The 24633-nt window shown below is 61.0% G+C and carries 33 protein-coding genes and 2 pseudogenes; 28 read left to right on the top strand and 7 right to left on the bottom strand.

Annotated features, from left to right (window positions below; translation table 11 throughout):
* From Q8O29_RS13330 to Q8O29_RS13390, 13 genes and pseudogenes are all read left to right on the top strand, one after another.
* Positions 1-141, top strand: a pseudogene (locus tag Q8O29_RS13330) (elongation factor Tu); the annotation flags it as partial.
* A gap of 25 nt (positions 142-166) precedes the next feature.
* Entirely contained in the window at positions 167-481 is a 315-nt protein-coding gene (gene rpsJ, locus Q8O29_RS13335) for a 30S ribosomal protein S10 (RefSeq protein WP_007838118.1), read from the top strand.
* A gap of 203 nt (positions 482-684) precedes the next feature.
* Positions 685-1365 (top strand): 50S ribosomal protein L3, encoded by a 681-nt coding sequence (gene rplC / locus Q8O29_RS13340; RefSeq protein ID WP_305563553.1) that lies wholly within the window; start codon positions 685-687, stop codon positions 1363-1365.
* The gene (gene rplD, locus Q8O29_RS13345) at positions 1365-1985 is read left to right on the top strand and encodes a 50S ribosomal protein L4 (RefSeq protein ID WP_305563555.1); all 621 of its coding nucleotides are present in this window, start codon (positions 1365-1367) and stop codon (positions 1983-1985) included. Before rplC ends, rplD begins: the two co-directional genes overlap by 1 nt.
* On the top strand, positions 1982-2317 hold the full coding sequence (gene rplW, locus Q8O29_RS13350; protein ID WP_305563557.1) for a 50S ribosomal protein L23: 336 nt from the start codon (positions 1982-1984) through the stop codon (positions 2315-2317). Before rplD ends, rplW begins: the two co-directional genes overlap by 4 nt.
* Complete coding sequence (gene rplB, locus Q8O29_RS13355; protein WP_305563559.1) at positions 2317-3141, top strand: 50S ribosomal protein L2; 825 nt, start codon at positions 2317-2319, stop codon at positions 3139-3141. Before rplW ends, rplB begins: the two co-directional genes overlap by 1 nt.
* Before the next feature lie 9 nt (positions 3142-3150).
* Positions 3151-3429 (top strand): 30S ribosomal protein S19, encoded by a 279-nt coding sequence (gene rpsS, locus Q8O29_RS13360; protein WP_007866503.1) that lies wholly within the window; start codon positions 3151-3153, stop codon positions 3427-3429.
* 9 nt (positions 3430-3438) lie between these two features.
* A complete protein-coding gene (rplV, locus tag Q8O29_RS13365; RefSeq protein ID WP_077593714.1) occupies positions 3439-3768 on the top strand; it encodes a 50S ribosomal protein L22 in 330 nt (109 codons plus the stop codon).
* A 15-nt stretch (positions 3769-3783) separates the two neighbouring features.
* Complete coding sequence (gene rpsC / locus Q8O29_RS13370) at positions 3784-4701, top strand: 30S ribosomal protein S3 (protein WP_305563563.1); 918 nt, start codon at positions 3784-3786, stop codon at positions 4699-4701.
* A gap of 24 nt (positions 4702-4725) precedes the next feature.
* Positions 4726-5142, top strand: coding sequence for a 50S ribosomal protein L16 (rplP, locus tag Q8O29_RS13375; RefSeq protein WP_077593716.1), 417 nt, complete (start codon positions 4726-4728; stop codon positions 5140-5142).
* Positions 5143-5153: 11 nt separating this feature from the next.
* Positions 5154-5360, top strand: coding sequence for a 50S ribosomal protein L29 (rpmC, locus tag Q8O29_RS13380; RefSeq protein WP_305563565.1), 207 nt, complete (start codon positions 5154-5156; stop codon positions 5358-5360).
* Positions 5360-5641: a 30S ribosomal protein S17 gene (gene rpsQ, locus Q8O29_RS13385; protein ID WP_305563567.1), complete on the top strand. Its 282-nt coding sequence runs from the start codon at positions 5360-5362 to the stop codon at positions 5639-5641. Before rpmC ends, rpsQ begins: the two co-directional genes overlap by 1 nt.
* A gap of 145 nt (positions 5642-5786) precedes the next feature.
* The gene (locus Q8O29_RS13390; protein ID WP_305563569.1) at positions 5787-6293 is read left to right on the top strand and encodes a peroxiredoxin; all 507 of its coding nucleotides are present in this window, start codon (positions 5787-5789) and stop codon (positions 6291-6293) included.
* 175 nt (positions 6294-6468) lie between these two features.
* Here Q8O29_RS13390 and Q8O29_RS13395 read toward each other — a convergent pair whose 3' ends face one another.
* Both Q8O29_RS13395 and Q8O29_RS13400 read right to left on the bottom strand, forming a co-directional pair.
* Positions 6469-6984 (bottom strand): GNAT family N-acetyltransferase, encoded by a 516-nt coding sequence (locus Q8O29_RS13395; protein ID WP_305563571.1) that lies wholly within the window; start codon positions 6982-6984, stop codon positions 6469-6471.
* 67 nt (positions 6985-7051) lie between these two features.
* The gene (locus tag Q8O29_RS13400; protein ID WP_305563573.1) at positions 7052-7732 is read right to left on the bottom strand and encodes a cytochrome b/b6 domain-containing protein; all 681 of its coding nucleotides are present in this window, start codon (positions 7730-7732) and stop codon (positions 7052-7054) included.
* A gap of 227 nt (positions 7733-7959) precedes the next feature.
* Here Q8O29_RS13400 and Q8O29_RS13405 point away from each other — a divergent pair, with 227 nt between their 5' ends.
* On the top strand, positions 7960-8415 hold the full coding sequence (locus tag Q8O29_RS13405) for a cytochrome c (RefSeq protein ID WP_305563575.1): 456 nt from the start codon (positions 7960-7962) through the stop codon (positions 8413-8415).
* 256 nt (positions 8416-8671) lie between these two features.
* Here Q8O29_RS13405 and Q8O29_RS13410 read toward each other — a convergent pair whose 3' ends face one another.
* Positions 8672-9184 carry a TlpA disulfide reductase family protein gene (locus tag Q8O29_RS13410; protein ID WP_371134240.1) on the bottom strand — a complete coding sequence of 171 codons (513 nt, stop codon included), beginning with the start codon at positions 9182-9184 and terminating at the stop codon, positions 8672-8674.
* Between the two features lie 16 nt (positions 9185-9200).
* Between Q8O29_RS13410 and Q8O29_RS13415 the strand changes: the two genes are divergently transcribed.
* Positions 9201-9905 carry a DUF4197 domain-containing protein gene (locus Q8O29_RS13415; protein ID WP_305563577.1) on the top strand — a complete coding sequence of 235 codons (705 nt, stop codon included), beginning with the start codon at positions 9201-9203 and terminating at the stop codon, positions 9903-9905.
* Between the two features lie 81 nt (positions 9906-9986).
* Here Q8O29_RS13415 and nhaR read toward each other — a convergent pair whose 3' ends face one another.
* Positions 9987-10913, bottom strand: coding sequence for a transcriptional activator NhaR (nhaR, locus tag Q8O29_RS13420; RefSeq protein WP_305563579.1), 927 nt, complete (start codon positions 10911-10913; stop codon positions 9987-9989).
* A gap of 122 nt (positions 10914-11035) precedes the next feature.
* Between nhaR and Q8O29_RS13425 the strand changes: the two genes are divergently transcribed.
* The 8 genes from Q8O29_RS13425 to Q8O29_RS13460 all read left to right on the top strand — a co-directional run bounded on the left by Q8O29_RS13425 (position 11036) and on the right by Q8O29_RS13460 (position 17130).
* A complete protein-coding gene (locus tag Q8O29_RS13425) occupies positions 11036-11386 on the top strand; it encodes an HPF/RaiA family ribosome-associated protein (protein ID WP_305563581.1) in 351 nt (116 codons plus the stop codon).
* A complete protein-coding gene (locus tag Q8O29_RS13430; RefSeq protein ID WP_305563583.1) occupies positions 11370-11957 on the top strand; it encodes a hypothetical protein in 588 nt (195 codons plus the stop codon). Before Q8O29_RS13425 ends, Q8O29_RS13430 begins: the two co-directional genes overlap by 17 nt.
* Before the next feature lie 100 nt (positions 11958-12057).
* Positions 12058-12567, top strand: a complete 510-nt coding sequence (locus tag Q8O29_RS13435; RefSeq protein ID WP_305563585.1) for a universal stress protein — start codon at positions 12058-12060, stop codon at positions 12565-12567.
* Positions 12568-12572: 5 nt separating this feature from the next.
* Positions 12573-15416 carry an HAD-IC family P-type ATPase gene (locus tag Q8O29_RS13440; RefSeq protein WP_305563587.1) on the top strand — a complete coding sequence of 948 codons (2844 nt, stop codon included), beginning with the start codon at positions 12573-12575 and terminating at the stop codon, positions 15414-15416.
* Positions 15413-15991 carry a class I SAM-dependent methyltransferase gene (locus Q8O29_RS13445; RefSeq protein WP_305563589.1) on the top strand — a complete coding sequence of 193 codons (579 nt, stop codon included), beginning with the start codon at positions 15413-15415 and terminating at the stop codon, positions 15989-15991. The genes Q8O29_RS13440 and Q8O29_RS13445 overlap by 4 nt, the downstream gene beginning before the upstream one ends.
* Positions 15992-16126: 135 nt before the next feature.
* Positions 16127-16183: a zf-TFIIB domain-containing protein gene (locus Q8O29_RS13450; RefSeq protein WP_305563607.1), complete on the top strand. Its 57-nt coding sequence runs from the start codon at positions 16127-16129 to the stop codon at positions 16181-16183.
* An 81-nt stretch (positions 16184-16264) separates the two neighbouring features.
* The gene (locus Q8O29_RS13455; protein ID WP_305563591.1) at positions 16265-16648 is read left to right on the top strand and encodes a transposase; all 384 of its coding nucleotides are present in this window, start codon (positions 16265-16267) and stop codon (positions 16646-16648) included.
* A 65-nt stretch (positions 16649-16713) separates the two neighbouring features.
* Positions 16714-17130 carry a transposase gene (locus tag Q8O29_RS13460; protein WP_305563593.1) on the top strand — a complete coding sequence of 139 codons (417 nt, stop codon included), beginning with the start codon at positions 16714-16716 and terminating at the stop codon, positions 17128-17130.
* Between the two features lie 187 nt (positions 17131-17317).
* Here the strand turns inward: Q8O29_RS13460 and Q8O29_RS13465 are convergent, their stop codons facing one another.
* Positions 17318-18280 (bottom strand): LysR family transcriptional regulator, encoded by a 963-nt coding sequence (locus tag Q8O29_RS13465; protein WP_305563595.1) that lies wholly within the window; start codon positions 18278-18280, stop codon positions 17318-17320.
* Positions 18281-18498: 218 nt separating this feature from the next.
* On the opposite strand from Q8O29_RS13465, the gene Q8O29_RS13470 reads away from it, so the two are divergent.
* From Q8O29_RS13470 to Q8O29_RS13490, 5 genes and pseudogenes are all read left to right on the top strand, one after another.
* The gene (locus Q8O29_RS13470; protein WP_305563597.1) at positions 18499-19488 is read left to right on the top strand and encodes a sodium-dependent bicarbonate transport family permease; all 990 of its coding nucleotides are present in this window, start codon (positions 18499-18501) and stop codon (positions 19486-19488) included.
* Positions 19489-19654: 166 nt separating this feature from the next.
* The gene (locus Q8O29_RS13475; protein ID WP_305563607.1) at positions 19655-19711 is read left to right on the top strand and encodes a zf-TFIIB domain-containing protein; all 57 of its coding nucleotides are present in this window, start codon (positions 19655-19657) and stop codon (positions 19709-19711) included.
* A gap of 81 nt (positions 19712-19792) precedes the next feature.
* Entirely contained in the window at positions 19793-20032 is a 240-nt protein-coding gene (locus Q8O29_RS13480; RefSeq protein WP_305563599.1) for an amphi-Trp domain-containing protein, read from the top strand.
* Positions 20029-20904 carry a DUF6671 family protein gene (locus tag Q8O29_RS13485; RefSeq protein WP_305563601.1) on the top strand — a complete coding sequence of 292 codons (876 nt, stop codon included), beginning with the start codon at positions 20029-20031 and terminating at the stop codon, positions 20902-20904. Before Q8O29_RS13480 ends, Q8O29_RS13485 begins: the two co-directional genes overlap by 4 nt.
* Before the next feature lie 107 nt (positions 20905-21011).
* A pseudogene (locus Q8O29_RS13490) lies at positions 21012-21167 on the top strand (DUF4197 family protein); the annotation flags it as partial.
* A gap of 17 nt (positions 21168-21184) precedes the next feature.
* On the opposite strand, the gene Q8O29_RS13495 reads toward Q8O29_RS13490, so the two are convergent.
* Positions 21185-23779 carry a chemotaxis protein CheB gene (locus Q8O29_RS13495; protein ID WP_305563603.1) on the bottom strand — a complete coding sequence of 865 codons (2595 nt, stop codon included), beginning with the start codon at positions 23777-23779 and terminating at the stop codon, positions 21185-21187.
* A 62-nt stretch (positions 23780-23841) separates the two neighbouring features.
* A complete protein-coding gene (locus Q8O29_RS13500) occupies positions 23842-24582 on the bottom strand; it encodes a Crp/Fnr family transcriptional regulator (protein ID WP_305563609.1) in 741 nt (246 codons plus the stop codon).
* Between the last annotated feature and the right edge of the window lie 51 nt (positions 24583-24633).

The following is a 24633-nucleotide window of genomic DNA, read 5'->3' on the forward strand; positions in this document are numbered from 1 at the left end:
GAGATGGTCATGCCAGGCGATAACGTGTCAATCACCGTCAAGCTGATCAACCCGATCGCGATGGAAGAAGGTCTGCGTTTCGCCATCCGCGAGGGCGGCAAGACCGTCGGCGCTGGTGTCGTGGCAAAGATTCTTGCGTAATTCTGAAAATATTTAAGGAATTACCATGGCCACCAAGCAAAAAATCCGCATTCGCCTCAAAGCGTTTGACTACAAGCTGATCGACCAGTCGGCAGCTGAAATCGTTGACACTGCCAAGCGCACTGGCGCGATTGTCAAAGGCCCCGTGCCCTTGCCAACCCGCATGAAGCGTTTTGACATCCTGCGTTCGCCCCACGTCAACAAGACGAGCCGCGACCAGCTCGAAATCCGCACGCACCAGCGCCTGATGGACATCGTCGACCCCACGGACAAAACCGTTGATGCCTTGATGAAGCTCGATCTGCCCGCCGGTGTAGACGTCGAAATCAAGCTGCAGTAAGAAGAAATCGGGGTTTTGGCGAAAGCCGGAGCCTCAAAAGACCGGGATTCAGCGCGGATTTGCCAATAGGCTAAGTCCGCGCTATACTCTTGGGCTGTCCTGAACTTGCCTTGCAAGCCAGGGACGGTTTTATCAACTGTCTTTCACATCAAAACGTCTGCGGCCAATTGAAGTCGCAGCGGTGGAAGTTACGAAAGAAAAGCATGAGTCTGAGCAACTCCCTCGGGTTGCTGGGCCGCAAGGTGGGCATGATGCGTCTGTTCACTGATGATGGGGATACCGTTCCTGTCACAGTGGTCGATGTGTCTAACAACCGCGTGACCCAGGTGAAAACCCAAGCAAACGACGGCTACGATGCCCTTCAAGTGGCATTTGGTGCGCGCAAAGCGTCGCGTATCACCAAGCCGGCCGCTGGCCACCTTGCGAAAGCAGGCGTTGAAGCCGGTGAAATCCTGAAAGAATTCCGCGTGACGGCTGATGTCGCAGGCAAATACGCTCCAGGCGCTGTTGTGCCTGCTGCTGATATTTTTGCTGTTGGCCAGAAGGTGGACGTGCAGGGCACTTCCATTGGTAAAGGCTTTGCCGGCACCATCAAGCGTCACAAGATGAGCTCGCAGCGCGCGTCGCACGGTAACAGCCGTTCGCACAACGTGCCTGGCTCCATCGGTATGGCGCAAGACCCCGGTCGCGTGTTTCCTGGTAAACGCATGACGGGTCACCTGGGTGACGTCACCAAGACCACACAAAACCTCGACATCGTGCGCATTGACGAAGCCCGTCAGTTGCTGATGATCCGTGGCGCCGTGCCTGGTTCCAAAGGTGGTTTTGTGACGGTTCGCGCCGCCATCAAGGCCAAACCAACTGCTGCCAAAGGAGCGAACTGATGCAAGTCGAACTCCTGAACGACCAGGGTCTGGCTTTGTCCAAAGTGGACGTGCCTGATACCGTGTTTGGTCGCGAATACAACGAAAGCCTGGTTCACCAAGTGGTCGTGGCCTTCCAGGCCAACGCCCGTCAAGGCACCCGTGCCCAGAAAGACCGTGAGCAGGTCAAGCACTCGACGAAAAAGCCTTTCAAGCAAAAGGGCACCGGCCGCGCTCGCGCCGGTATGACTTCCTCCCCGCTGTGGCGCGGCGGTGGTCGTATTTTCCCGAACATGCCTGACGAAAACTTCACGCAAAAGATCAACAAGAAGATGTACCGCGCTGGCATGGCCTCCATCTTCTCCCAGCTGGCCCGTGAAGGCCGCCTGGCTGTGGTTGATTCGCTGACCGTGGACTCGCCCAAGACAAAAGTCCTGGCCGACAAGTTCAAGGCCATGAATCTCAAATCGGTGCTGGTGATCGCTGACGAAGTCGACGAAAACCTGTACCTGGCTTCCCGCAACCTGACCAACATTCTGGTAGTTGAGCCCCGTTACGCCGATCCGGTGTCGCTGGTTCACTACAAGAAGGTCCTGGTCACCAAGGCTGCGATGGACAAACTCAAGGAGATGTTCGCATGAACGCCCCTACAACATCCGTCACCAAACCAAAATTTGACGAAGGCCGCCTGATGCAGGTGCTGGTCGCCCCCATCGTGTCTGAAAAGGCAACCATGGTCGCGGACAAATCCAACGCGGTGCTGTTCAAGGTGCTGCAGGACGCCACCAAGCCTGAAATCAAGGCCGCTGTGGAGTTGATGTTCAAGGTAGACGTCAAGGCCGTTTCTGTGCTGAACCAAAAAGGCAAAACCAAGCGTTTTGGCAAATCCACAGGTCGCCGCGACAACATTCGCAAGGCCTATGTGACGCTGAAGCCTGGTCAAGAGCTGAACATCGGTGGGGAGGCTGCGTAATGGCTGTCATCAAAATGAAACCCACCTCGCCGGGCATGCGCGGGATGGTCAAGATTTCCCGGGATCACCTGCACAAGGGTGAGCCTTACGCGCCTCTGCTGGAGCCACAATTCCAGAAGTCCGGCCGTAACAACAACGGGCACATCACCGTTCGCCATAAGGGCGGCGGTCACAAGCACCACTATCGTGTGGTGGACTTCAAGCGCAACAAGGACGCCATTCCGGCCAAGGTTGAACGTATCGAGTATGACCCCAACCGCACGGCCCACATTGCGCTGATCTGCTACGCCGACGGCGAGCGTGCCTACATCATCGCCCCGCGTGGCCTTGAAGTCGGCGCCACGCTGGTCAGCGGTGCGGAAGCCCCGATCCGCGTTGGCAACACCCTGCCAATCCGCAACATCCCCGTGGGCTCGACGATCCACTGCATCGAGATGCAAATCGGCAAGGGCGCGCAAATTGCACGCTCCGCCGGTACATCCGCGACGCTGCTGGCACGTGAAGGCATTTACGCCCAGGTCCGCATGCGCTCCGGTGAGGTCCGCAAGATCCACATCGAGTGCCGCGCCACGATTGGTGAAGTTGCCAACGAAGAGCACAGCCTGCGCCGTCTGGGCAAGGCCGGTGTCAAGCGCTGGATGGGTATCCGCCCGACCGTTCGCGGTGTGGTCATGAACCCGGTCGATCACCCACACGGTGGCGGCGAAGGCAAGACCGGCGAAGGCCGCCATCCTGTCGATCCATGGGGTAACCTGACCAAAGGCTACCGCACCCGCAACAACAAGCGCACGCAAGTGATGATTGTTTCGCGTCGCAAGAAGTAAGGTTAAGCCATGACACGTTCACTCAAAAAAGGTCCCTTTGTCGACCACCATTTGGTAGCCAAGGCTGATAAAGCCGTTACCAACAAAGACAAAAAGCCGATCAAGACCTGGTCACGCCGCTCCATGATCCTGCCCGAGTTCATCGGTCTGACGATCGCCGTTCACAACGGCAAGCAGCACGTCCCGGTTTACATCACCGATCAAATGGTTGGCCACAAGCTGGGCGAGTTCGCACTCACCCGGACTTTCAAAGGTCATCCGGCTGACAAAAAAGTTGTGAGAAAGTAAGGAAAGACCATGGAAACACGTGCAACCCTCCGGGGCGTTCGTCTGTCGGTCGACAAGGGCCGTCTGGTCGCCGATCTGATCCGCGGTAAAAAAGTGGATCAGGCTCTCAACATCCTGAACTTCACGCAGAAAAAAGCTGCCGGAATCATCAAGAAGGTGGTCGAGTCGGCTATTGCCAACGCTGAACACAACGATGGCGCCGATATCGACGAGCTGAAGGTGAAAACCATCTACGTCGAACAAGGCACCACGCTCAAGCGTTTCTCGGCGCGCGCCAAGGGCCGCGGCAACCGTATCAGCAAGCCCACGTGCCATGTGTACGTTGTGGTTGGCAATTAAGAAGGCAGACAGGATATGGGACAAAAAATCAACCCAACCGGGTTCCGCCTCGCGGTCAGCCGCAACTGGTCCAGCCGCTGGTACGCCAGCAACAAAGACTTCGCCGGCATGCTGGCTGAAGACATCAAGGTTCGCGAATACCTCAAAGCCAAGCTGAAGAACGCCGCAGTGTCGCGCGTTCTGATCGAGCGTCCTGCCAAGAATGCCCGCATCACGATTTTCTCGGCACGTCCGGGCGTCGTGATCGGCAAAAAAGGCGAAGACATCGAAGCGTTGAAAAAAGAACTGAGCCGCCAGCTCGGCGTGCCGGTCGCCGTGAACATCGAAGAAGTTCGCAAGCCTGAAATTGATGCCAAGCTGATCGCAGACAGCATCACCCAGCAGCTTGAAAAACGCATCATGTTCCGCCGTGCGATGAAGCGCGCCATGCAAAACGCCATGCGTCTGGGTGCCCTGGGCATCAAGATCATGTCGTCGGGCCGCTTGAATGGCATCGAGATCGCACGTTGCGAGTGGTACCGCGAAGGCCGCGTGCCCCTCCACACCCTGCGCGCCGACATCGACTACGGCACCTCTGAAGCCAAGACCACCTATGGTGTGATCGGCGTCAAGGTCTGGGTCTACAAGGGCGACACCCTGGGCCGTGGCGATTCGCCAGGCGCCAAGCTGGATGCCGCACCTTCCGACGAAGAACGCAAGCCGCGCGGCCCCCGCCGTGATGCCCGTCCTGGCGAGCGCACGGACCGTCCATCCGCTCCCCGTGGAGCCGCACGCCCAGCGCGCGGCCCTGTCGGTGGCGTGAACACGGCCCCTGCAGATGGCAGCGACAAACCGGCTGAAGCTACCCCTGGTAGCGACGCCCCGAAAACCACCGTTAAGCGCGTCCGCAAAGCCGCGCTAGCTGCAGCAGCTGACGGTGCCAAGACCGAGTAATCGGTCTAACTACGGAGAATACAAATGCTGCAACCCGCGCGCAGAAAATACCGCAAAGAGCAAAAAGGCCGCAACACCGGCATCGCCACCCGAGGCAACTCGGTGGCGTTCGGTGACTTCGGTCTCAAATGCACCGACCGTGGCCGCTTGACGGCCCGTCAAATCGAAGCCGCACGCCGTGCGATTTCCCGTCACGTCAAACGTGGCGGCCGTATCTGGATCCGTGTCTTCCCGGACAAGCCGATTTCCCAAAAGCCTGCTGAAGTGCGTATGGGTAACGGCAAAGGCAATCCCGAGTACTACGTGGCTGAAATCCAGCCCGGCAAGATCGTTTTTGAGATCGTCGGTGTGCCTGAAGAGCTGGCCCGCGAAGCGTTTCGCCTGGCGTCTGCCAAGCTGCCGCTGCGCACCACCTTCGTCAGCCGCATGATTGGCCAGTAAGGGAAGTGACCATGACCAAATCTACTGAACTGCGCAAAAAAGACGTTGCCGGCCTGAAAACCGAAGTCAAAGAGCTGCAAAGAGCCCACTTTGGCCTGCGCATGCAAAAAGCCACGCAACAACTCACCAACACCGCCACGCTGCGTTCTGCGCGCCGTGACATTGCTCGCGCCAAGACCATTCTGGCCGAGACCAACGCTAGAGAAGGAGCGAAATAATGACGGAAGTAACTACTGAAGTTAGAAAATCCCTCAAGCGCACCCTGGTTGGCCGCGTGGTCAGCGACAAACGCGCCAAAACGGTGACGGTACTGGTGGAGCGTCGGGTCAAGCACGAGCTGTACGGCAAGATCGTGTCCCTGTCGAGCAAGTACCACGCCCATGACGAAAAGGGCGAGTACAAGACCGGCGATCTGATCGAGATCACCGAAAGCCGCCCCATCTCCAAGACCAAGAACTGGGTCGTGACCAAGTTGCTTGAAAAGGCGGCCGTCGTTTAAGTCCCAGGCTTTGACTTTCCAGTCATCAAAAACGGCCCACCTTGTGGGCCGTTTTTGTTTTTACCCGGCGTTGTGAAAGGCTTCAACGAATCGTTGAAAATGGCGCTTGAATCCGTTTATCAACCACCCCTTGAGGAGCAGACACATGATCAAAGTAGGCGACACCCTTCCCGCAGCCACGCTGATGGAATTTTCAGAAGTCGAAGGCAACGGCTGCAGCATCGGCCCCAACCCGGTGGACGTGGCCAAGGCCAGTGCCGGCAAGACGATTGCGCTGTTTGCCCTGCCCGGCGCCTTCACGCCGACCTGCTCCGCCAAACACGTGCCCAGTTATGTCGACAACTTCTCGGAACTGAAGGCCGCCGGCGTTGATGAAATCTGGTGCGTCAGCGTCAACGATGCATTTGTCATGGGCGCCTGGGCGCGTGACCAGAAGACCGGCGGCAAGGTGCGCATGCTGGGTGATGGCAGTGCCGACTTCGCCAAGGCCACCGGCCTGACGCTGGACCTGAGCGCGCGCGGCATGGGCGTGCGCAGCAACCGCTACTCGATGCTGGTCAAGGATGGCAAGGTCGCCGCGCTCAACGTCGAAGCACCCGGCAAGTTTGAAGTCAGTGACGGCGCCACCTTGCTGGCCCAGGCCAAGGGCTGATTGAGCTGGAGAGCAGTGGGTTGGCACTCACCCGCCAACCCATTAAAAAGCCGCAGATCGTGAGACCAGCGGCTTTTTTGTTGCCTGCGGAAAGCTTGCGTGTTGCGGCTCGACTTCGAGTTGCTATCAAAAAGAGAGCTGCTCACGCCCATTGGACATGGGCTGGAGCCGCTTTTTACTCCAAATCCGCCTTCAGGTAGTGAGCGCCCGCTATCGGGTTATGGTAGTAGGGCGGGATGTCCTTGAAGCCGAGGTCTTCGTACAGCGCACGCGCTGCCTCCATGTCATTGAGGGTGTCCAGCAGCACGCTGCGGTAGCCGCCCACACGCGCAGCGTCCAGAATCGCCTCGGCCAGTTGCCGGCCCAGGCCGGAGCGGCGATGCGCCTGGCGCACGTACAGGCGCTTCATCTCCGAGGCGTTCGGATAGTCCACAGTGTCCAGCGGCCGCAGCGCGCAGCAGCCGGCTATCTCGCCGCCCAGCATCGCCAGCAGCAGGCAGCCCTGGGGCGTAGCGTAGTCGCCGGGCAGGTCAGCGAGTTCTTCGTCAAAGTTCTGGAAGCACAGGTCGATGCCGAGCTGGCCGGCATATTCGCGGAAGATCTGGCGGGTGGCCTCCAGCAGCGCCGGGGTGTCCGGCGTGATGAACTCAAATGCGGGCGGGGTCTGGGCGTCGGGCTGGGCGGGGCTCATGTCAAACCAGTGTATCGGCTTTTGCGCTGGCCTCTTTCGCTGCGCAGAGAGCGGCGCAGCTCCGGCTTCAGAAAGCCGGCGCGGCCAGCGTGCTGATCCAGTAGACCAGAGCGGCGCAGGCAGCCAGCACCACCAGCGCGGCCGTGCGCGAGGCCGCGTCGTCGCGCGAGGGCGGCACCCGCGTGACCAATTCCTTGTCCCCATGCAGCATGGCACCGACAAGATTGTGTTTGCGCCACAGGTAAAACACGATGGCCGCGATATGCAGGACCACCAAAGCCAGCAGCACCCATTTGCCAATATTCTTGTGGTAGTTGGTGGCCAGGCTGACCGTGGCGTTGGATACAAACCGTGTCAGTGGGCCGGCAAAGGCGATTTCGTCGTCACTGAGCAGGCCGCTGCCCACCTGGGCCAGCAGAAAACCCAGCATCGCAAACACTGAGCCGGCACCGATCGGGCTGTGACCCACTGAATGCTCGGACTTGCCGCGCCCCTGGAGGTAATTGAACACACTTTGAGGCGAATAGATAAACGCACCAAAACGGGACCAGCGTCCACCCACCAGCCCCCAGATGATGCGGAACAGCAGCAAGGTCAAGACCGAATAACCAAAACGAAAGTGCCAGACCATGGCGTTGCCGCCAATGGTGCCGCTGATCGCCAGCCCGATCACGGCAAGGACAAGCGCCCAGTGAAAAAACCGGGTAGGCAGGTCCCAGACCCGGACCTTGTGGATGGCTGGACTCATGGCAATTTTCTCCCTTTGCTTTTTTTTGGTAGGTGTGAAGGTCGCGGCGCTATGGTATGTTTCGTGCGATTGCCTCAACGCCCGACAACTCTTTCACTTGGTGCTTACCCTAGGACATAAGTTCCAGAGGAACTTTGTTTCCGAAAGCAGGCTCCGTTGACTGACAGTCAATCGGGAAGCGCTGTCAGTCACCACACTATGTTCATCACGACAACACGAGGAAAAAAATGAAAACTCTCGCCTGTATTGCTGCAGCGGCCACGCTGCTGGCCATGGCCGCTCCGGCCTCCGCACAGTTTGCCAAACCCGAAGACGCCATCAAGTACCGTCAGAGTTCTCTGTCCGTGATGGGTACCCATTTCGGCCGTGTCGGCGCGATGGCCAATGGGCGTGTTCCGTTTGATGCCAAAGTCGCCTCGGACAATGCCGAGATTGTTGCCACCATGGCCAAACTGCCGTGGGCGGGTTTTGTGCCTGGCTCGGAGCAGGGAGGCAACACCCGCGCCAAACCAGAGATCTGGACCGATCAGGCCAAGTTCAAGGAAGGCAGTGACAAGCTGATTGCCGAGTCCACGAAGCTCGCCGCTGCCGCCAAAACCGGCAATCTGGACGCCCTGAAGACCGCGTTTGCCGCGACCGCCGGCACCTGCAAGGCCTGCCACGACGCTTATAGAAAAGAGTGATCGGCTCACCCCCGTCGGACGCTCACTGCGTGTAGCGCCTTCCCCCCTTGCAGGGGGCGGCGCCTGCGGGCCGGCAAAGCTGGACCCGCGGAGAAATAGGCTCTCCCCTATCCAAGCTCACTGCGTGTAGCTTGTTTCCCCCTCAAGGGGGCGGGGCCTGCGGTCTGGCAAAGCCAGTCCCGCGGCCCCCGCTGAAATGGGGAACAAAAAGCCGGTTCATTTGAACCGGCTTTTTTGCTGGGGGCTTCGAACCGCGTCAGGTTTCAGCCAAAAGTTTTTCAATCAGCAGATGCAGCGCCGCAAAATCGGGCTCGCCCACATAACGCTTGACGATCTCTCCGCGCTTGTTGACCAGGAAGGTGGTGGGCGTCAGTTGCACATCGCCCCAGGCTTTGGCCACCGCACCTGTGTTGTCGATGGCTACCTTGAAGGGCAGCTTGCGGGTTTCTGCAAAGTTGACAACATAGCTGGGCGGGTCATAACTCATGGCCACCGCCAGCGTGTCGTAACCGCGCCCCTTGTACTTGTCGTAGGTGGCGGTAATTTCGGGCATTTCGGCCACGCAGGTGACGCAACTGGTGGCCCAGAAATTGACCAGGGTGACCTTGCCCTTGAGGTCAGCGCTGGTTTGTTTGCTGCCGTCGAGCAGCACAAAGGTTGACTCCGGTGCCGTTTGTGCGCCGCTGCAACCGGCGAAGCCGACGAGCGCGCCCAGCGCCAGAACCGATGCCAGCACCATCCGGCATACTGCGTTTGAAATTGAACTCATAGTGAAGGCTTTCATCATGCAACGTCGCAATTTTAACCAAGCCGGTGTCAGCGCACTGGGGACACTGCTGCTGGCCACCTACCAGCAGGCCCACGCCCTCTCGCTCGGCGACCTGACCAATGCAGAGGCCAACAGCGGCCTCAAAGCCGCCCTTGAAAAAGGTGCCTTGGCGGCAGTGGCCCTGCTTGGCAAGACAGATGGATTCCTCGGCAACCCAAAAGTTCGCATCCCGTTGCCCGGTTACCTGGAGGATGCGTCGAAACTGCTAAAAAATTTCGGCCAGGGTAAACGCATCGACGAACTGGTCACCGCCATCAACCGCGCGGCGGAAGCCGCCGTGCCCATGGGCAAGGACTTGCTGGTCAACGCGGTGCGGTCGATGAACGTCAACGACGCCAAAAACATTTTGCAGGGCGGTGAAACCTCGGTCACCAACTTCTTCGCCGAGAAAACCCGAGCCCCGCTGGGCATCAAGTTTCTGCCGGTGGTCACCAAAGCCACGGAGAAGGTCGGCCTGGCCAACAAGTACAACGAATTCGCCGGCAAGGCCGCCGGCTTTGGCCTGGTCAAAAAAGAAGATGCCAACATCCAGCAATACGTCACCGGCAAGTCGCTGGACGGGCTGTACCTGAGCATCGGCGAGGAAGAAAAGAAAATCCGGCAAGACCCGGTGGGCACCGGCAGTGCGATTTTGAAGAGGGTGTTTGGGGCGATGAAGTAGACGGTTTTCGAACGGGTACGGTTCAGCCGCCACAAACACACTGGTGACTTGGGTTGAGAGATGCAGAATTCGTCGGCAGGGTCATCTGACTTGCAGCGCTTTAACAGGCGCAGCGTCGACAAACAAGGCCTGCTTCGCCGCTTGGCTGATAGCCAACACGGCGGGATGCGTCAGCTGACGCTCTACCGAGATGGCATAGTACTTGACGACGACGTCCTCGGCGCGGCCGACAATCTCGACGCCGTACTGGTGCCGCACTTCCTCGGCGGTCACCTCGGGCGCGGGGAAAATGCCGACACCCGCTTGCCCGAATGCTTTCATCAGCGCGGTGTCGTCAAACTCCCCGACGATGCGGGGCTGGATCCGGCGCTCGCTGAACCAGCGGCCCAGCGGTCCCCGCACTGCGGTGCCTTCACCCGGAAGCAGCAAGGGGGCTCCGTTCAGGGACTGCGGAAAATCCGCCCGATAGCGCGCCGCCAGCTCCGACACCGCGTGGAAAACAAGGCCGCAGCCTCCCAACGCGTGGCTGTAGCCTTTGACTCCCAATTCAGTGGGCAGCGGCCGGTCGGCGATCACCAGATCGAGCTTGTGAATGGCCAGTTCCGCGAACAGCCGCTCCAGCTTGTCTTCTTGACAGATCAGGCGCACCGGCTCAGCGAGAGTCATCGCCGGCGCCAGTAACCGGTAGGCGATGGATTTTGGAATGACATCGGCCACGCCGACCCGGAACGGCAGCTCGTCGCTGCCGGATCGGTTGCGCAGCAATTGCTCAAGCTCGCTGCCAATCTGGAAAATCTCGTCGGCGTGGGAGAGTGCCAGTTTCCCTGCCGTCGTCAGCTCGATCCGCCTTCCGGTGCGCCGGAAAAGGTCGCTTCCAAGCCCGCGTTCGAGTTCGCTGATCTGCCCGCTGATGGTTTGCGGGGTGAGGTGCAAGCGCTCGGCCGCGCGCGTAATGCTGCCGACCTTGGCGACGTTCCAGAAGTAGTAGAGCTGTTTGTAGTTGAGCATGATCGCGGTCGCTCATTATCAGTCTGGGCCGAATAAAGAACCAAAAATATTCGACTATTCTTTATGCAATGCTAGGCCCACAATAACTTGAGTTTTCGCGTAGTTGCTGAAAGAAGCCCAACATGCAGATTGACCTTCAGACCCATGACTTTTTGCTGACCGAGGGCCTGCGCATGCACGTCGAGCAGCGCTTGCGGTTTGCCCTGACCCGGTTTCAGGATCGGGTGGCGCGGGTCGCCGTGCGCCTTTCGGACATCAACGGCCCCAGGGGTGGGGTGGACAAGCATTGCCACCTGCAGGTTCGCCTGCGCGGGCTGCCCGATATCGTCGTTAGGGAAACGCAAGCGGATCTCTATGTCGCGGTGGATCGGGCGGCAGAACGCGCCGGGCGAACGTTGGGGCGCTACCTGCAGCGGGCGCGAGGCGTTTTCGATAACCGTTTTACCTGGAGTAACGATGAACAGAGAGAATAAGTTTCGGTTCCCGGCGCAGGCCGCAAGGAGCCTGGGCAACATTCGGACGCGCACCTGGCTGATCCTGGGGGCGGTTGGCTTGCTCATCCTCGGTTTGATGGCCTGGGCCGGCATCGCGATCTTGTTCTGGCTATGGGGCCAGGAGCCAGGCGTGTCCGAGGCGGGCAAGCGACTGGCCGGTGAGGCCGTGACGCAGATCGAAAAAGTGGCGCCGGGGCTGAAGGAGCAGGTGGGGCAGTGGTTACCGGGACTCGGCGAAGCAGCGCCGGTCAGCGACGTCAGCGGCACCGACATCGGGCCGGTGCCGCGCTTTCCCGGCCTGGTGCGCAGCCATTTCGCCCGCGAGGGGCAGGCCGCCGAGGTGCGCTACGCAGGACGCGCGGCGTTCGATACGGTGTTGGCGCACTACGTGCAGGGCTTCGCTGCTGCCAACTACGCCCAGGAGGTGCTCTCCGCGACGTCCGAGGGCGAGCAGCACCGCTTCCGGCGCGGCCAGGAATCCATTGACCTCTCGCTGCTGCGCGGCCAGGGCGGGATGCTGGAGCTTCGTTTGAAGCTGTCGTCACAGTAATTATGGCAAGCAGTCACACGTGAAACGCCTCATTCGTCATCGTCCTGTTCTTCGCTACGTCCCCCTGGCCCGAGCTGACCATTAGAAAGGAAACTACACCATGTTGAAAATACTCATTCCCGTCGAAGGCAGAAGCAATTCGCTTCATGCGGTGCGGCACGCCATCCATGAATTCAGGAAAAACGCGGCGCTGGAGATTCATCTCTTGAACGTTCAGGCGCCGTTATCCAATTACATAGCACGATTTGTGAGCAGAGAAGATCGCGATGCATTCCGTCGCGACCAAGCCGAGCTGGCACTGCTGCCCGCCAGGCAGATGCTGACCAGGTTCGCGGTGCCCTATGAAGCGCACGTCAAGCTGGGGGAAAAGGCATCCGTCATTGCCGACATGGCACGGCGTCTTGGCTGCGACCATATCGTGATGAGCACCGCGCGCAAGAACTCACTGACCCGGATGATCGAGAACTCGACGACCAACCAAGTGATTGAATTGACAACTGTGCCCGTCAAAATCATTGCGGGGGACGCGGCGTCCAAGCTGGAACGTTACGGCGTTCCGGCCGGCGTCGGTACGGCTTTGGCGTCGTTGTTTCTCGCTGCCGGCAATTGATTGCCATGCAGGGCGAGTCCAGCGAGACTGTGGGGGTCCCGGCGCGGCAACCGTGGCACGTCCTGAGCGCGGATGATGTGCTCGCGCACACCAGAACCCGCCCTGAAGGGCTCACCCAGGCGGATGCCGCAGAGCGCTTGAAGACCCACGGCCCCAATGTCATTCCTCGGGGCAAGGGCGACACCGCCCTCGATCTGATCTGGCGGCAGATCAACAACCCACTGATCTGGGTACTGCTGGTGTCGGCGGTGGTCGCGATGGCCGTCGACCCGACCGGCGGGATCAAGAACGGACTGGTGATCCTGGCGGTGGTCGCGCTCAACACAATCATCGGGTTTGTGCAGGAGTTCAAAGCCGGCAAGGCAATCGAGGCGCTCTCGTTGATGGTGCCGGAGAACGTCTTCGCCCTGCGCGAGGGACGCAAGCTTACCCTTGCGGCCGCTGAGCTTGTGCCCGGCGATGTGGTCCTGCTCGCCAGCGGCGACAAGGTGCCAGCGGACATGCGACTGATCCAGATGCGCAGCCTGCAGATTGAAGAAGCTGCGCTCACCGGCGAGTCCGTGCCGACTGAAAAACACCTAGCCCCGGTGGCGCCCGAGTCGGGCATCGGCGACCGCAGGTGCATGGTCTTTGGCGGCACGCTGGTCACCTACGGGACGGGGACCGCAGTGGTCGTCGAGACTGGCGCCAGGACCGAGCTCGGCCGCATCTCCACCATGCTCAGGGAGACCACCGATCTACAGACTCCGCTGACCAAGGCGCTGGCCAAAATCGGCCTGTACATCACTGTCGCGATCACCCTCATTGCGCTGGCGATGCTGGTGCTGGGAACCTGGCGAGCCATGTCCGAGACCGGTGTCGCATGGCTCCCGGCCCTGCGTGAGTCGGTCATCTTCGCCGTCGCACTGGCAGTCGGGGCCATCCCCGAAGGGCTGCCGGCCATCGTGACCATCGCGCTGGCGATTGGTGTGCAGCGCATGGCGGCGCGGCGCGCCGTGGTGCGCAAGCTGCCCGCGGTCGAGACCCTGGGCTCCACCACCGTCATCTGCTCCGACAAGACCGGCACCCTGACCCGCAACGAGATGACCGTGCAGGAAATCTGGACGCCTGTGTCCGGCGCCGTTGCCGTGTCGGGCGTCGGCTACGCGCCCAAGGGGGAGTTGCTGCGTAGCGGCACGCCCGTCTCGCCAGTGCCTGCGGAGGTAACGGATCTGTTGCTGGCCGGGGCGCTGTGCAACGACGCCTCGCTGACCAACGAAGCGGGGCACTGGAAGATTCAGGGCGATCCCACAGAGGGCGCGCTGGTCGTCGCCGCCGGCAAGATCGCTCTGGACGTGGAGCAGGCGCGGGCCCAGCACCGACGTCTGGACGCGATTCCGTTCGAGTCCGAAAACCAGTTCATGGCCACGCTGCACGCGCAGGACGGCGGGCGGATCCTGCTCAAGGGTGCGCCGGAGGCCGTGCTGAAACGCTGCCTCAGCGCGCCGGACGGCATGCTCGACACGGCCGGTGTGCTGCGCCAGGTCGACGCGCTGGCCGCCAGGGGAATGCGCGTGCTGGCATTCGCCGCCAAGCCCGCGAACGGCCAGACCGGCATTGAGATGAGCGATACGCAAAGCGGCTTCACTTTGCTCGGGCTCCAGGGCATGATCGACCCGCCGCGCCCGGAGGCAATCGAGGCGATCAAGCTCTGTCATCAGGCCGGCATCACAGTGAAGATGATCACCGGCGACCACCAGGGGACGGCGCAGGCGATTGCAGGGCAACTCGGCATCCTGCCGAGGCAGCCCGGCGCGCCGCTGGCGATCACCGGCGCCCAGCTCGCGACAATGTCTGAGGCGCAACTGCGCGATGCGGCGGGCGCCTGCAACGTCTTTGCGCGCGTCGCCCCGGAGCACAAGCTCAGCCTGGTGCGCGCCCTGCAGAGCCGCAATGAGGTGGTTGCGATGACCGGCGATGGTGTCAACGACGCGCCCGCGCTCAAGCAGGCCAACATTGGCGTGGCGATGGGCATCACCGGCACCAGCGTCACCAAGGAAGTCGCGGGGATCGTTCTCGCCGATGACAACTTCGCTTCCATCGCAGCGGCGGTCGAGGAAGGACGGCGCGTCTACGACAACCTCATCAAGTCGCTCGCCTTCGTGCTGCCGACCAACCTCGGGCTGGCGCTGATCCTGATGTGGGCGGTGGGCTTCTTCCCGTTCGTCGAGGCCACCCACGTCATCGCGGGCGCGGCGCAGACGGTGCGCGAGCTGTTGTTGCCGATGGCACCGGCGCAGCTCCTGTGGATCAACCTGGTGGCGGCGGTGGCGCTGGCGCTGCCCCTGGCGTTCGAGGCGAAAGAGCCCGACATCATGAGCCGTCCGCCCCGCGACCCGGGCGCACCGGTGCTGAGCGGGTTTATCGTCATACGCACTTTCGTGGTTGCGATCCTGATGACTGCCGGCGCAATCGGGCTCTTCCTCTACGAGTTCGAGGCTGCGGGAGCTGGCGGGCCGGAAGCGCTGGCCAAGGCGCAGACGATGGCCGTCACCACAGTGATCATGTTCCAGATCTTCTACCTGCTCAATTGCCGTTCGCTGCGCGATTCGATCTGGGAGATCGGCGTGTTCAGCAACAAGACCGTGTTCATCGGGATCGCTTCAATCCTCGCGCTGCAGGCGATGTTCATCTACGCCCCGTTCATGCACGCGATCTTCGCTTCCGCCCCCCTTGCCCTGGGCGACGTGCTCGCGAGCATCCTCGTCGGCGCCGTCATCCTGCCGGTGGTCGGTCTGGAAAAGTGGTGGCGCAGGCGGCGCACGGTCAAGGAAGCGCATGATGGCAACATGCAAATGAATCGGCAATGAACCACGCCCAGAATGTGCAGTTCCTGTCCGCCTGGTTTCGCAATCCGCGGCAGGCCGGGGCGCTGTTGCCGAGCGGATCGAGTCTGGCCCAAGCGATGGCGGCGCAGGTCGACCCGGGGCGTGGCCTGGTGGTCGAACTCGGCGTCGGTACCGGCGCGATTACCCGTGCCTTGATCGCGCGGGGCGTCAGGGAAGATCAACTGATTCTGGTTGAGAAGGACCCGGCGCTGTTTGGCGAAATGGAAGGGCGCTTCCCGGGGGTTGTCGCGCTGCGTGGAGACGCAGCCCACCTGGGCCGGCTACTGAATCAGGCCGGGGTGGGGTGTCCTGGCACGCTGGTTTCGAGTTTGCCGCTGCTCAGCATGACGCGCCGGCAGCGCCTGCGGGTGCTGATACAGATATTCTCAAGCCTGGGGGTGGGCGGTGTGCTGGTGCAATTCACCTACTCCCCGCTGCCGCCGATTCCGGAGGTGCTTGCCGCTGCGCTGGGTGTATCGGGCAGGCGGGTCGCCCGGGTTTTCTCCAACTTGCCGCCGGCCGCCGTCTGGGTCTATCAAGTTCACAGTCCACGCTAAGGAAGCGCTGAATAAGTCCTTGCGAAGGCGCGGCAGCCGGGATCGCGCGCCGCAGGGGACTTGTTCAGCGCTTCCCTAAAACGTCTGAAGGAGAAAGACCATCAAATGTCCGGCATGCAAAACGCAAACCTAGTGATGACCGATAGGCAAGGCATCGAGATCGACGACTGTTCCGAATGCCGTGGCGTGTAGCTTGCCCACGACGATGACGAGTACCGGGGCAAGCCGCGCAAGTCCTTCCTGCGCGATCTGTTCGACTGAGGGGAAAATCTTATGCGGTGGGACATCGAGAAGGTTGTAGGGCGCAAGGCGTTCATCGTCAAGCTGCGCCGACTGGCCGACGCCCTGGAGCGCGGCGAACGGTTCTCCATCCAGGTGCTGGGCGAGCGTATCGTCGTGCCACGCGATGCCACGTTCGGCGTCGAGCACGAGCACGTAGATTGGGCTAAATTTACCAGCCCAACATCTGACTGCGAAGCAATTTGCATGGATCGACATGATTTGCATTGTTGGGCTGATGAGGCAAGCCCAACCTACGAGCTATGCGCCAACGCCCACGGTTTCAGCCTGCACGCGGGCGTGCACTGCGCGGCCGATGACCGGCAAGGGCTGGAGCAACTGTGCCGTTACATCACCCGCCCGGCGACAAGCCAATGAGCGGCTCAGTGTGAACCGCGCCGGGCAGGTGGTGCTGAAGCTCAAGACTGCGTGGCCGGAATGGTATGGGCACCAGCCACCACGTGATGACGCCGCTGGAATTCATGCAGCGCCTGGCCGCGCTGGTGCCGAGGCCGCGTCTGCATCTGATCCGCTTTCATGGGGTGCTGGCACCGAACGCGAAGCTGCGAAAAGTGGTGGTGCCGGTACCGGAGCAGACTGCGACCACCCCGGCGCACGAAGGTGATTGCGCGCATACGCCGGCCGGCAGCGCGAAGGGGCGCATGCGTTGGGCGCAATTGTTGAAGCGCGTGTTCGATATCGACATCGAGCAGTGCCCGCACTGTGGCGGGCAGTTGAGACTCATCGCGGCCATTGAGGAGCCCGCAGTGATCCAGGGCATCCTCACGCATCTGGGGCTGGCCGCCCGGCCGCCGCCGCGCGCACCGGCGAGGCGGGTGGATCTGTTGCAGGTGGCGTGATTCAGAAAACCGGACTGGGTTTGGACAGCGCTGGGGGGAGGCGTTCGACCAGCGCTCGTGCAAACGCACGGATGGGGTGGAAATCAGGCGCGTTGGGCCAGAATATTTGTCTGCGATGTTGAGAAAACGGCGGGGTTTCAGTGGATGGGCACGCGTCGTTTGACCGCTCGTGCGCCATCGGATACATTCATGATTCGTGAAAAAGAGCGTTTGAAATTCCTATACCCCCATGATCACCCGCTTTGAAGACAAGCTGGCGCTGAACGAATTCCATAAACACTCTGGCAACGCGGGGTAGCCTGCGATCCTGGCGCCAAACCGCTTGCCACTTGCGTTTGATCGGCAAGCCTGTAACAGGCAGCACACACAGCCCCTCTTGCTCGGGGTTTTTGGCAAGCGTGTGCCTTGACACGATGGCAAGACCAAGCCCGGCGGCCACCGCATGCTTGATGGCCTCGTTGCTGCCCAAGGTCATGCGAATGCGTGCGGCTAAGCTGTGGCGGCCAAGAAACTCCAGTGTGGCCTGCCGCGTTCCGGAACCCGCTTCGCGCATCAGCAAGTCCACCATGGCCACTTGTTTTAGCGGAGTGGTCTTGCGCGCCTGCCATGGATGGCCTGCAGGTCCTATGAGAATGAGCGGATTGTCCATCACAGTGAGGCTGTCAATGGCCAGATGATTTGGCGGCATCATCATGACAGCCAAATCATCCAGGCCGCGCTCAAGTCGGCGCACGACCGCGTCGCGGTTGTCAATAACAAGATCAACCTCAATACCAGGGTAGGCATCCACGAAGGGCTTGAGCCATTGGGCGAGAAAGTATTCGGTCGTCGTCACGCCCGCAATGCGCAGTGAGCCGCGAAGCAGACCCTGCAAGTCCGCCACGCCATCCTCGAACTCGCTCCAGTTCACGAACATGCGTGTCACGGTTTGCAGCAGCGCCCGTCCAGCATCCGTGAGTTGCACGCCGCGGCCGGCAGGCACCAGCAGATCCACGCCTAGGGATTCCCTGAGTTCACGCAATTGAGTGGATACCGTGGGTTGCGTCAGGTGCAGCGCTTGTGCGGCCTTCGTCACGCCGCCCAGCCGGGCAACCGCTTCAAAGCTTCTTAGTTGGGAAAAGGTTGCCCGCGGCGACTTGGGTAAATACATTCGAATTAACAAATATTAAATATGTGAAACCATCATTAGACACCAATATGATCGCCTGCGAAACTCGCACCAGTCGGCGGTTCATGCGAAGCGGTTTCCCGCCATCGACGGGTCAGCGAATAAATGGAGTCAATTCATCCGTAGTGTCCGGTCTACGTCGTCTGGTTTGGACCGAACAGCAGTGATAAGTGATCCCAGAAACATCAGGAAAACGAACAATGGATAGCAAATTACTTTCAAGCCTCATGGATCCGGCGATCCTTTTCTTCTTCTTCGGTTTGTTCGCGGCGGCTGTCCGGTCCAACCTCGAAATTCCACCTGCGGTGGTGAAATTTTTCTCGCTGTACCTGCTGATGTCCATCGGTCTGAAGGGCGGTGCAGAGATTGCAAAGACCGGGATTGGCGGTGATGCATTCGTGGCGCTGGGCCTGGCGTTGTTCATGTCGGCACTGGTGCCGGCTTACAGTTTTCTGATTCTGCGGCGCAAGATGGGGCCATACGATGCCGCCGCCACGGCCGCGACCTACGGCTCGGTCAGCGCTGTGACATTTATCGCCACGGGGGCATTCCTGACAAGGGAAAACATCGAGTTCGGCGGCCACATGACCGTGGCGATGGTACTTATGGAATCGCCCGCCATCATCATGGCCGTGTTGCTGGCCCGCTGGGTGCGTTCTCGCGATCCTGCCACGGCGCAACTTGGGGAAACGCTTTCCATGGGAAAAATTCTGCACGAGGCTTTTACTGACGGCGCTCACTTGCTGTTGCTCGGCAGCCTTGCCATCGGCGCCATGGCTGGCGAGGCGGGGACCAAGGTGATGGAGCCGTTCAGCAACCAGCTCTTCAAGGGCATCCTGGCATTTTTCCTCCTGGAAATGGGACTTCTCGTGGTGCGGCGCATGCGGGAAGCGGGCGGGCTGAAGCCGTTTTATGTAGCCTTCGGCCTGGTGATGCCCATCATCAATGCCAGCATCGCGATCGCTCTGGCCTATCTGTTCGGTCTTTCCATCGGCGATGCCACACTGCTCGCCGCGCTGGCGGCGAGCGCGTCCTATATCGTCGTACCTGCCGTGGTGCGCTATGCGATTCCCGAGGCCCAGCCCAGCATCTACTTCACCATGGCACTGGCCGTCACATTTCCCTTCAACATCGTGATCGGCATCCCGCTGTACTTTCACATCGTGAATACTCTGTGGGGTACGGCCTGAAGCCGCCGTTTTCTGGCAGGTCGCTTGCTTGAGCCTGGCAGCCCTGCTGACTGGCTGCTCGGGCCCGATGAAAACACTTCCTTCACAGGAAGATTTTGGCTCCACCGCAACCTACTCGAAGGAGAAAGACCATCAAATGTCCGGCATGCAAAACGCAAACCTGGTGATGACCGATAGGCAAGGCATCGAGATCGACGACTGTTCCGAATGCCGTGGCGTGTAGCTTGCCCACGACGATGACGAGTTCCGGGGCAAGCCGCGCAAGTCCTTCCTGCGCGATCTGTTCGACTGAGGGGAAAATCTTATGCGGTGGGACATCGAGAAGGTTGTAGGGCGCAAGGCGTTCATCGTCAAGCTGCACCGACTGGCCGACGCCCTGGAGCGCGGCGAACGGTTCTCCATCCAGGTGCTGGGCGAGCGTATCGTCGTGCCACGCGATGCCGCGTTCGGCGTCGAGCACGAGCGCGAGGGCGGCACCGGGGAGCTTGAGTTCCAGCTAATGTGGAAGACTCCTCCGCGCCGACGGCACAGGGAGCGCCCATGACCAGCACTGCACGCGGTGATTCAGACCATGTCGCCGTCTATGCCGGTCAGCGTATCGCCCTGCTCACCCAGCATGGCAAGGAGCGCGTCATCGCACCGGTGCTGGCGCTTGCGCTCGGCTGCCGGGTGGAACGTGTGGCGGGTTACGACACCGATCTGCTGGGGACCTTCACCCGCGACATTGCGCGCGCCGGCACCCAACTTGAGGCGGCGCGCAAGAAGGCGCGCATCGGCATGGAACTGGCGGGGCTGCCGCTGGGCCTTGCCAGCGAGGGCTCCTTCGGCCCGGATCCGTTCACGGGGATGTTTCCCTGGAACCTGGAGCTGCTGGTCTGGATCGACGATGAGCGCGAGCTGGAGGTCGTCGGCGTGGCCCAGGGCAAGGCGACTTTCTCCCACCTGCTGACGGCCGACTGGGCCGGGGCTGAATCCTTTGCTCGTCAATCGGGATTTCCCGAGCACCATCTGGTGCTGCGCCCCGATGGCGAGAATGACCCGCGCATCCGCAAGGGGATCGCCGCCTGGGCAGAGCTGGAGGCGGCGTTTGTCTGGGCGCGGGACCAATCGGTTCGCGGTCTTGTGTTTCTGGAGACCGATGTGCGCGCCAATGCCAATCCGATGCGCATGGAGAACATCCGGCTCGCGGCCGAGGACCTGGCGAAAAAGCTCTGCGCCCTGTGCCCGGCCTGCGGCACCCCGGGATTCTCGCTCGTGGAGCGGGTGGCCGGACTGGCGTGCGCGGACTGCGGCGCGCCCACGCGCGAGACCCGCGCCGAGGTGGACGGATGCCTCAAGTGCGCGCATCGCGTGGTGCGCGAGCGCACCGACGCGGGCTCCGCCGACCCGGGCCGCTGCGATTTTTGCAACCCATGACGATATGACCAGTTCGACAAGACTTGCTGTTTTTAGAGCCGCGCCCAGGCCGTACTGGGCCTGAATCCGACCCGACCTCCCGACTCAGCTTCGCCAAATGGAGTCGGGTCAAAAAGGAAGATGCCAGCCTCCAGCACAACGCCACCGGCAAGTCGCTCGACGGGCGTTACCTGATCATTGGTGAGGAAGAAAAGAAAATCCGGCAAGACCCGGTGGGCACCGGCAGCACGATTTTGAAGCGGGTGTTCGGTGCGATGAAATAAGTGGCATCGACCCGCCATCAACTGGACGAATCTTTACGCAGCCGTGACTCCAGCGCCTTTGTCTCGGTGATGTCCACAAAAGTGATGACGGCCCCGTCAATCACATTGTCAATCCGGCGGTAGGGCATGATGCGCACCGAAAACCAGCGCGCGTCGCTGGTGAGAATCTGCTTTTCTGTAATCACCAGGGTACGCACGGTCTCATTCGTGTCGTCCTGCAGTGTCGGGTACTTCAGGCTGGTGGTGAGGTCGCTCAAGGGCCTTCCGATGTCGCTTTCACGCAGGCTGATGATTTTGGAGGCCCGCTCGGTATAACGCCTGACGTTTAATTTCTTGTCCAGAAACAGCATGGCAATGTCCGTGCTGTTGAGCAGGTTTTTCAAGTCGCTCTGGGCCAGCGCCAGATCGTCAAGCTTGGTGTGCATCTCGGCGTTGATGGTTTGCAGCTCTTCGTTCATCGACTGCATTTCTTCTTTGGAGGTGGTGAGTTCCTCGTTGGCCGACTGCAGTTCTTCGTTGGTGGACTGCAACTCCTCGTTGGCTGACTGCAGTTCTTCCTTGGAGGCGCGCGTCTCTTCGCGCAGCGTCTGGATCTCATCGCGGCACTGCTGCACCTCCGCCGCGTGAGAGGCCTCCAGCGCCATCTCCGCCTTGCGGCGGCCCCGGCCAGCCGGCCCGACCGCCACGTCGCGAAACACGATCATCAGCATGTCTTTCAGCGCCGCAGGCTCGCGGATGGCTTGCACGGTGATGTCGACCACCTGGGCTGGCCCAAGCAGTTGCGTTCGCAAGTGGGGCAGCTGCACCGCCTCCGTCTGTGTGGCGGCCAGTTTCAAGGCGGCGGCCAATGGCGCGCGCAAGCCCTCGCTGATCATGGCGTGAAAGTTCCAGTTGGCTTTGCCTGCCGCCGGCTCCAGGTACTTGCCGGTACGCCCGCTGATGTAGACGATATCGCCAGCGTTGTTCACCACCACGGCCGCTGGCGCATAAACCTGAAGCAATACCCGGTCGGCTGCCGTTTGCAGGTTGTCCGTCGCTGTCGTGTCTGGGGTAGAAGGTGGCGGCATGGGATGATCCTTTTTGATTCGGTTCAGTGGCGGAAGCGACTTCATCACGAAGTCCGGGTTGCTGCCTGCCACATTGTCCTGGCGCAAATACAGCCGCAGTTTTGATTCAAGCGTGGTGAAGAGGTGATTGAAACGTCCCATGGTCTCCGAACTCCCCAGCAGCATCACACCGCCGGGCCGCAGGCTGTAATGAAACAGCGGCATCAAACGGCGCTGCAGCGCGGCATCGAAGTAAATCATCAGGTTGCGGCAGGACAGCAGATCGAGCTTGGTAAAGGGCGGGTCAAGTATGACGTCGTGCTGCGCAAACAGCACCATATCGCGAATGCGTTTGGAGATGCGGTAGCTGCCCTCGTGCGCAGTAAAAAATTGCGTCAGGCGCTCGGGTGAGACGGCCTCGCTGATGGAGGCGGGGTACTGCCCACGGCGCGCGGTGACGATGGCGTCAGGGCTGAGGTCGGAGGCGAAAATCTGCAGGCTGCAGTCGCGGTATTGGCTCAAGCGTTCTGTCACCTCGGCAAATACCATCGCCAGGGAGTAGGCTTCTTCCCCGGTCGAGCAGCCGACGACCCAGGCGCGCAGTTTGCCCTCGGGTGCGCAGCGTGCAAGCAGGTCCGGCAAGGTGACATTGGCCAGTTGCTCCCAAACTGGCGCGTCACGGAAAAAGCTGGTGACGCCGATCAACAGCTCCTTGAACAGCAGGTCGATTTCCTGCTTGTTGTGCCGCAGAAATTCTGCATACAGAGCCGGTGTCGCTATCGCGTGAATGGCCATGCGGCGCTCTATCCTGCGGTTCAGGGTGTTGGGCTTGTAGTGCGAAAAGTCGTGCCGCGTCCGTTCCTGCAGCAGCTTGAAAATCTCCACCAATGAATTGCCATGCAGGTCAGCAGGCAATGCGCTGTCGCTTCCGGCAGGGGTGTCGCCCTTCCGGGAGTGGTGTAGCCGGGCGACGTAGTCAAGAATGTGGCCGGGCAACGCCCCTGGCGGCGCAATGATGTCCACGCAACCCGAGGCAATCGCAGACTGGGGCATCGAATTGAACTGCGCCGTGTCGGGCTGTTGCACCAGGATCAGGCCGCCCATGGCCTTGATCGCCTGCAAACCCAAGGTGCCGTCAGATCCCATGCCCGACAACACCACGGCAATGGCGCGTTCACCCTCGGCTCTGGCCAGTGAAGAAAACAATATGTTGATGGGCAGGCGCAGGCCGCGTGGCTCAGACGGTTTGGCCAGATGGAGCACCCGGCTGCTCAGGCTGAGCTCGGTGTTGGGTGGAATCACGTACACGCAGTTGGGGTCGACCTGCTTGCCGTTTTGCGCTTCGCGTACCGGCATAGGCGTCACCCGCTGCAACAGCTCCGCCAGCATGGCTTTTTGGGTCGGGTCCAGATGCTGCACCACCAGATAGGCGAGGCCACTGTCGGGCGGAATTCGCCCAAAAAACGCTTCCAGCGCAGCCAGGCCACCGGCGGAAGCACCGATGCCAACGATGCGCACTGCCTCGGGCGGGGTATCGATCAGATCGGCGGTGGCCGTAGAAGTCATGGGTTCAGTATGCGCCGAACGTTGCGCTGTGCATGTGGGCGGCCGCCTGGATGTGCGGCATATCAGCTCGCCGGCCGGTCAGGCAGCAGGCGGTCTGTCTCCCGCTTGACCACCTGATAACACTCGCAGGCCCTGGCCTGCACGCCGTCGCGGTTCAGCACGCTGATGTGGCCGCGCGTGTAGGCAATCAGACCCAGCTCGCGCAGCACGCCGGCCGCCTCGGAAATCCCCTCTCGCCGCACCCCGAGGAGGCCGGCAATGAGATCATGGGTGGCCGCCAGACTGTGACCTTCCAGGCGATCCATGCATGTCAGCAGCCAGGAGCACAGATGCTGCTCCACCACATGGTGGCGGTTGCATACCGCCGTCTGGGCCATTTGCGTGACCAGTGACTGTGTGTAGCGCAGCAGCAGGCGCATGACCGGGCCGTTGCGGTCAAATTCGACTTTCAGGGCCGCAGCGGGTATTTTGAAGGCATTGCCGGGGGTCAGCACCTCCGCGCGGCCAGGTGGCGGCGCTCCGCCCATAAAGGCCGACACCCCGACAACGCCCTCGCGACCCACCACCGCCACCTTGGTCGCATGGCCATTCTCTAGCTGGAGCAGCAGCGTGACGATCATGTCCGCAGGAAAATACAGGTGCGTTAAATCAGTGCGCAGCTCGTACAGCACGTCGCCAGCATTGAGCCTGACAATTTGTATATCCGGCAAAAGTCGTTTTAGCGCGTCGTCCGGCAGGACCGCCAGCAGACGGTTGGCCTGTACCAATGCACGCGACAACAACGGGGACGGCCGGGCGGGCATTCCCGGCTCAGTCGGGCTGAAGTTCGGGGGGGGGGGGGGGGGGGGGGGGGG

Origin of the sequence: Polaromonas sp., from assembly GCF_030689685.1 — a bacterium.
In the GTDB taxonomy this organism is placed as follows: domain Bacteria; phylum Pseudomonadota; class Gammaproteobacteria; order Burkholderiales; family Burkholderiaceae_C; genus Polaromonas.

Excerpts from the sequence above, each read along its gene's own strand:
- Q8O29_RS13425 (WP_305563581.1), top strand. The coding sequence starts at position 11,036 with ATGCAGATTGACCTTCAGACCCATGACTTTTTGCTGACCGAGGGCCTG.
- rpsC (WP_305563563.1), top strand. The coding sequence starts at position 3,784 with ATGGGACAAAAAATCAACCCAACCGGGTTCCGCCTCGCGGTCAGCCGC.
- Q8O29_RS13400 (WP_305563573.1), bottom strand. The coding sequence starts at position 7,732 with ATGAGTCCAGCCATCCACAAGGTCCGGGTCTGGGACCTGCCTACCCGG.
- Q8O29_RS13390 (WP_305563569.1), top strand. The coding sequence starts at position 5,787 with ATGATCAAAGTAGGCGACACCCTTCCCGCAGCCACGCTGATGGAATTT.
- Q8O29_RS13415 (WP_305563577.1), top strand. The coding sequence starts at position 9,201 with ATGCAACGTCGCAATTTTAACCAAGCCGGTGTCAGCGCACTGGGGACA.
- Q8O29_RS13485 (WP_305563601.1), top strand. The coding sequence starts at position 20,029 with ATGACCAGCACTGCACGCGGTGATTCAGACCATGTCGCCGTCTATGCC.
- rpsJ (WP_007838118.1), top strand. The coding sequence starts at position 167 with ATGGCCACCAAGCAAAAAATCCGCATTCGCCTCAAAGCGTTTGACTAC.
- Q8O29_RS13435 (WP_305563585.1), top strand. The coding sequence starts at position 12,058 with ATGTTGAAAATACTCATTCCCGTCGAAGGCAGAAGCAATTCGCTTCAT.
- rplV (WP_077593714.1), top strand. The coding sequence starts at position 3,439 with ATGGAAACACGTGCAACCCTCCGGGGCGTTCGTCTGTCGGTCGACAAG.
- Q8O29_RS13470 (WP_305563597.1), top strand. The coding sequence starts at position 18,499 with ATGGATAGCAAATTACTTTCAAGCCTCATGGATCCGGCGATCCTTTTC.
- Q8O29_RS13445 (WP_305563589.1), top strand. The coding sequence starts at position 15,413 with ATGAACCACGCCCAGAATGTGCAGTTCCTGTCCGCCTGGTTTCGCAAT.
- Q8O29_RS13430 (WP_305563583.1), top strand. The coding sequence starts at position 11,370 with ATGAACAGAGAGAATAAGTTTCGGTTCCCGGCGCAGGCCGCAAGGAGC.
- nhaR (WP_305563579.1), bottom strand. The coding sequence starts at position 10,913 with ATGCTCAACTACAAACAGCTCTACTACTTCTGGAACGTCGCCAAGGTC.
- rplD (WP_305563555.1), top strand. The coding sequence starts at position 1,365 with ATGCAAGTCGAACTCCTGAACGACCAGGGTCTGGCTTTGTCCAAAGTG.
- rplW (WP_305563557.1), top strand. The coding sequence starts at position 1,982 with ATGAACGCCCCTACAACATCCGTCACCAAACCAAAATTTGACGAAGGC.
- rpmC (WP_305563565.1), top strand. The coding sequence starts at position 5,154 with ATGACCAAATCTACTGAACTGCGCAAAAAAGACGTTGCCGGCCTGAAA.
- rplP (WP_077593716.1), top strand. The coding sequence starts at position 4,726 with ATGCTGCAACCCGCGCGCAGAAAATACCGCAAAGAGCAAAAAGGCCGC.
- Q8O29_RS13465 (WP_305563595.1), bottom strand. The coding sequence starts at position 18,280 with ATGTATTTACCCAAGTCGCCGCGGGCAACCTTTTCCCAACTAAGAAGC.
- Q8O29_RS13410 (WP_371134240.1), bottom strand. The coding sequence starts at position 9,184 with ATGAGTTCAATTTCAAACGCAGTATGCCGGATGGTGCTGGCATCGGTT.
- Q8O29_RS13455 (WP_305563591.1), top strand. The coding sequence starts at position 16,265 with ATGCGGTGGGACATCGAGAAGGTTGTAGGGCGCAAGGCGTTCATCGTC.
- Q8O29_RS13440 (WP_305563587.1), top strand. The coding sequence starts at position 12,573 with ATGCAGGGCGAGTCCAGCGAGACTGTGGGGGTCCCGGCGCGGCAACCG.
- rpsS (WP_007866503.1), top strand. The coding sequence starts at position 3,151 with ATGACACGTTCACTCAAAAAAGGTCCCTTTGTCGACCACCATTTGGTA.
- Q8O29_RS13405 (WP_305563575.1), top strand. The coding sequence starts at position 7,960 with ATGAAAACTCTCGCCTGTATTGCTGCAGCGGCCACGCTGCTGGCCATG.
- Q8O29_RS13460 (WP_305563593.1), top strand. The coding sequence starts at position 16,714 with ATGGGCACCAGCCACCACGTGATGACGCCGCTGGAATTCATGCAGCGC.
- rplB (WP_305563559.1), top strand. The coding sequence starts at position 2,317 with ATGGCTGTCATCAAAATGAAACCCACCTCGCCGGGCATGCGCGGGATG.
- Q8O29_RS13495 (WP_305563603.1), bottom strand. The coding sequence starts at position 23,779 with ATGACTTCTACGGCCACCGCCGATCTGATCGATACCCCGCCCGAGGCA.
- Q8O29_RS13480 (WP_305563599.1), top strand. The coding sequence starts at position 19,793 with ATGCGGTGGGACATCGAGAAGGTTGTAGGGCGCAAGGCGTTCATCGTC.
- rplC (WP_305563553.1), top strand. The coding sequence starts at position 685 with ATGAGTCTGAGCAACTCCCTCGGGTTGCTGGGCCGCAAGGTGGGCATG.
- Q8O29_RS13395 (WP_305563571.1), bottom strand. The coding sequence starts at position 6,984 with ATGAGCCCCGCCCAGCCCGACGCCCAGACCCCGCCCGCATTTGAGTTC.
- rpsQ (WP_305563567.1), top strand. The coding sequence starts at position 5,360 with ATGACGGAAGTAACTACTGAAGTTAGAAAATCCCTCAAGCGCACCCTG.
- Q8O29_RS13500 (WP_305563609.1), bottom strand. The coding sequence starts at position 24,582 with ATGCCCGCCCGGCCGTCCCCGTTGTTGTCGCGTGCATTGGTACAGGCC.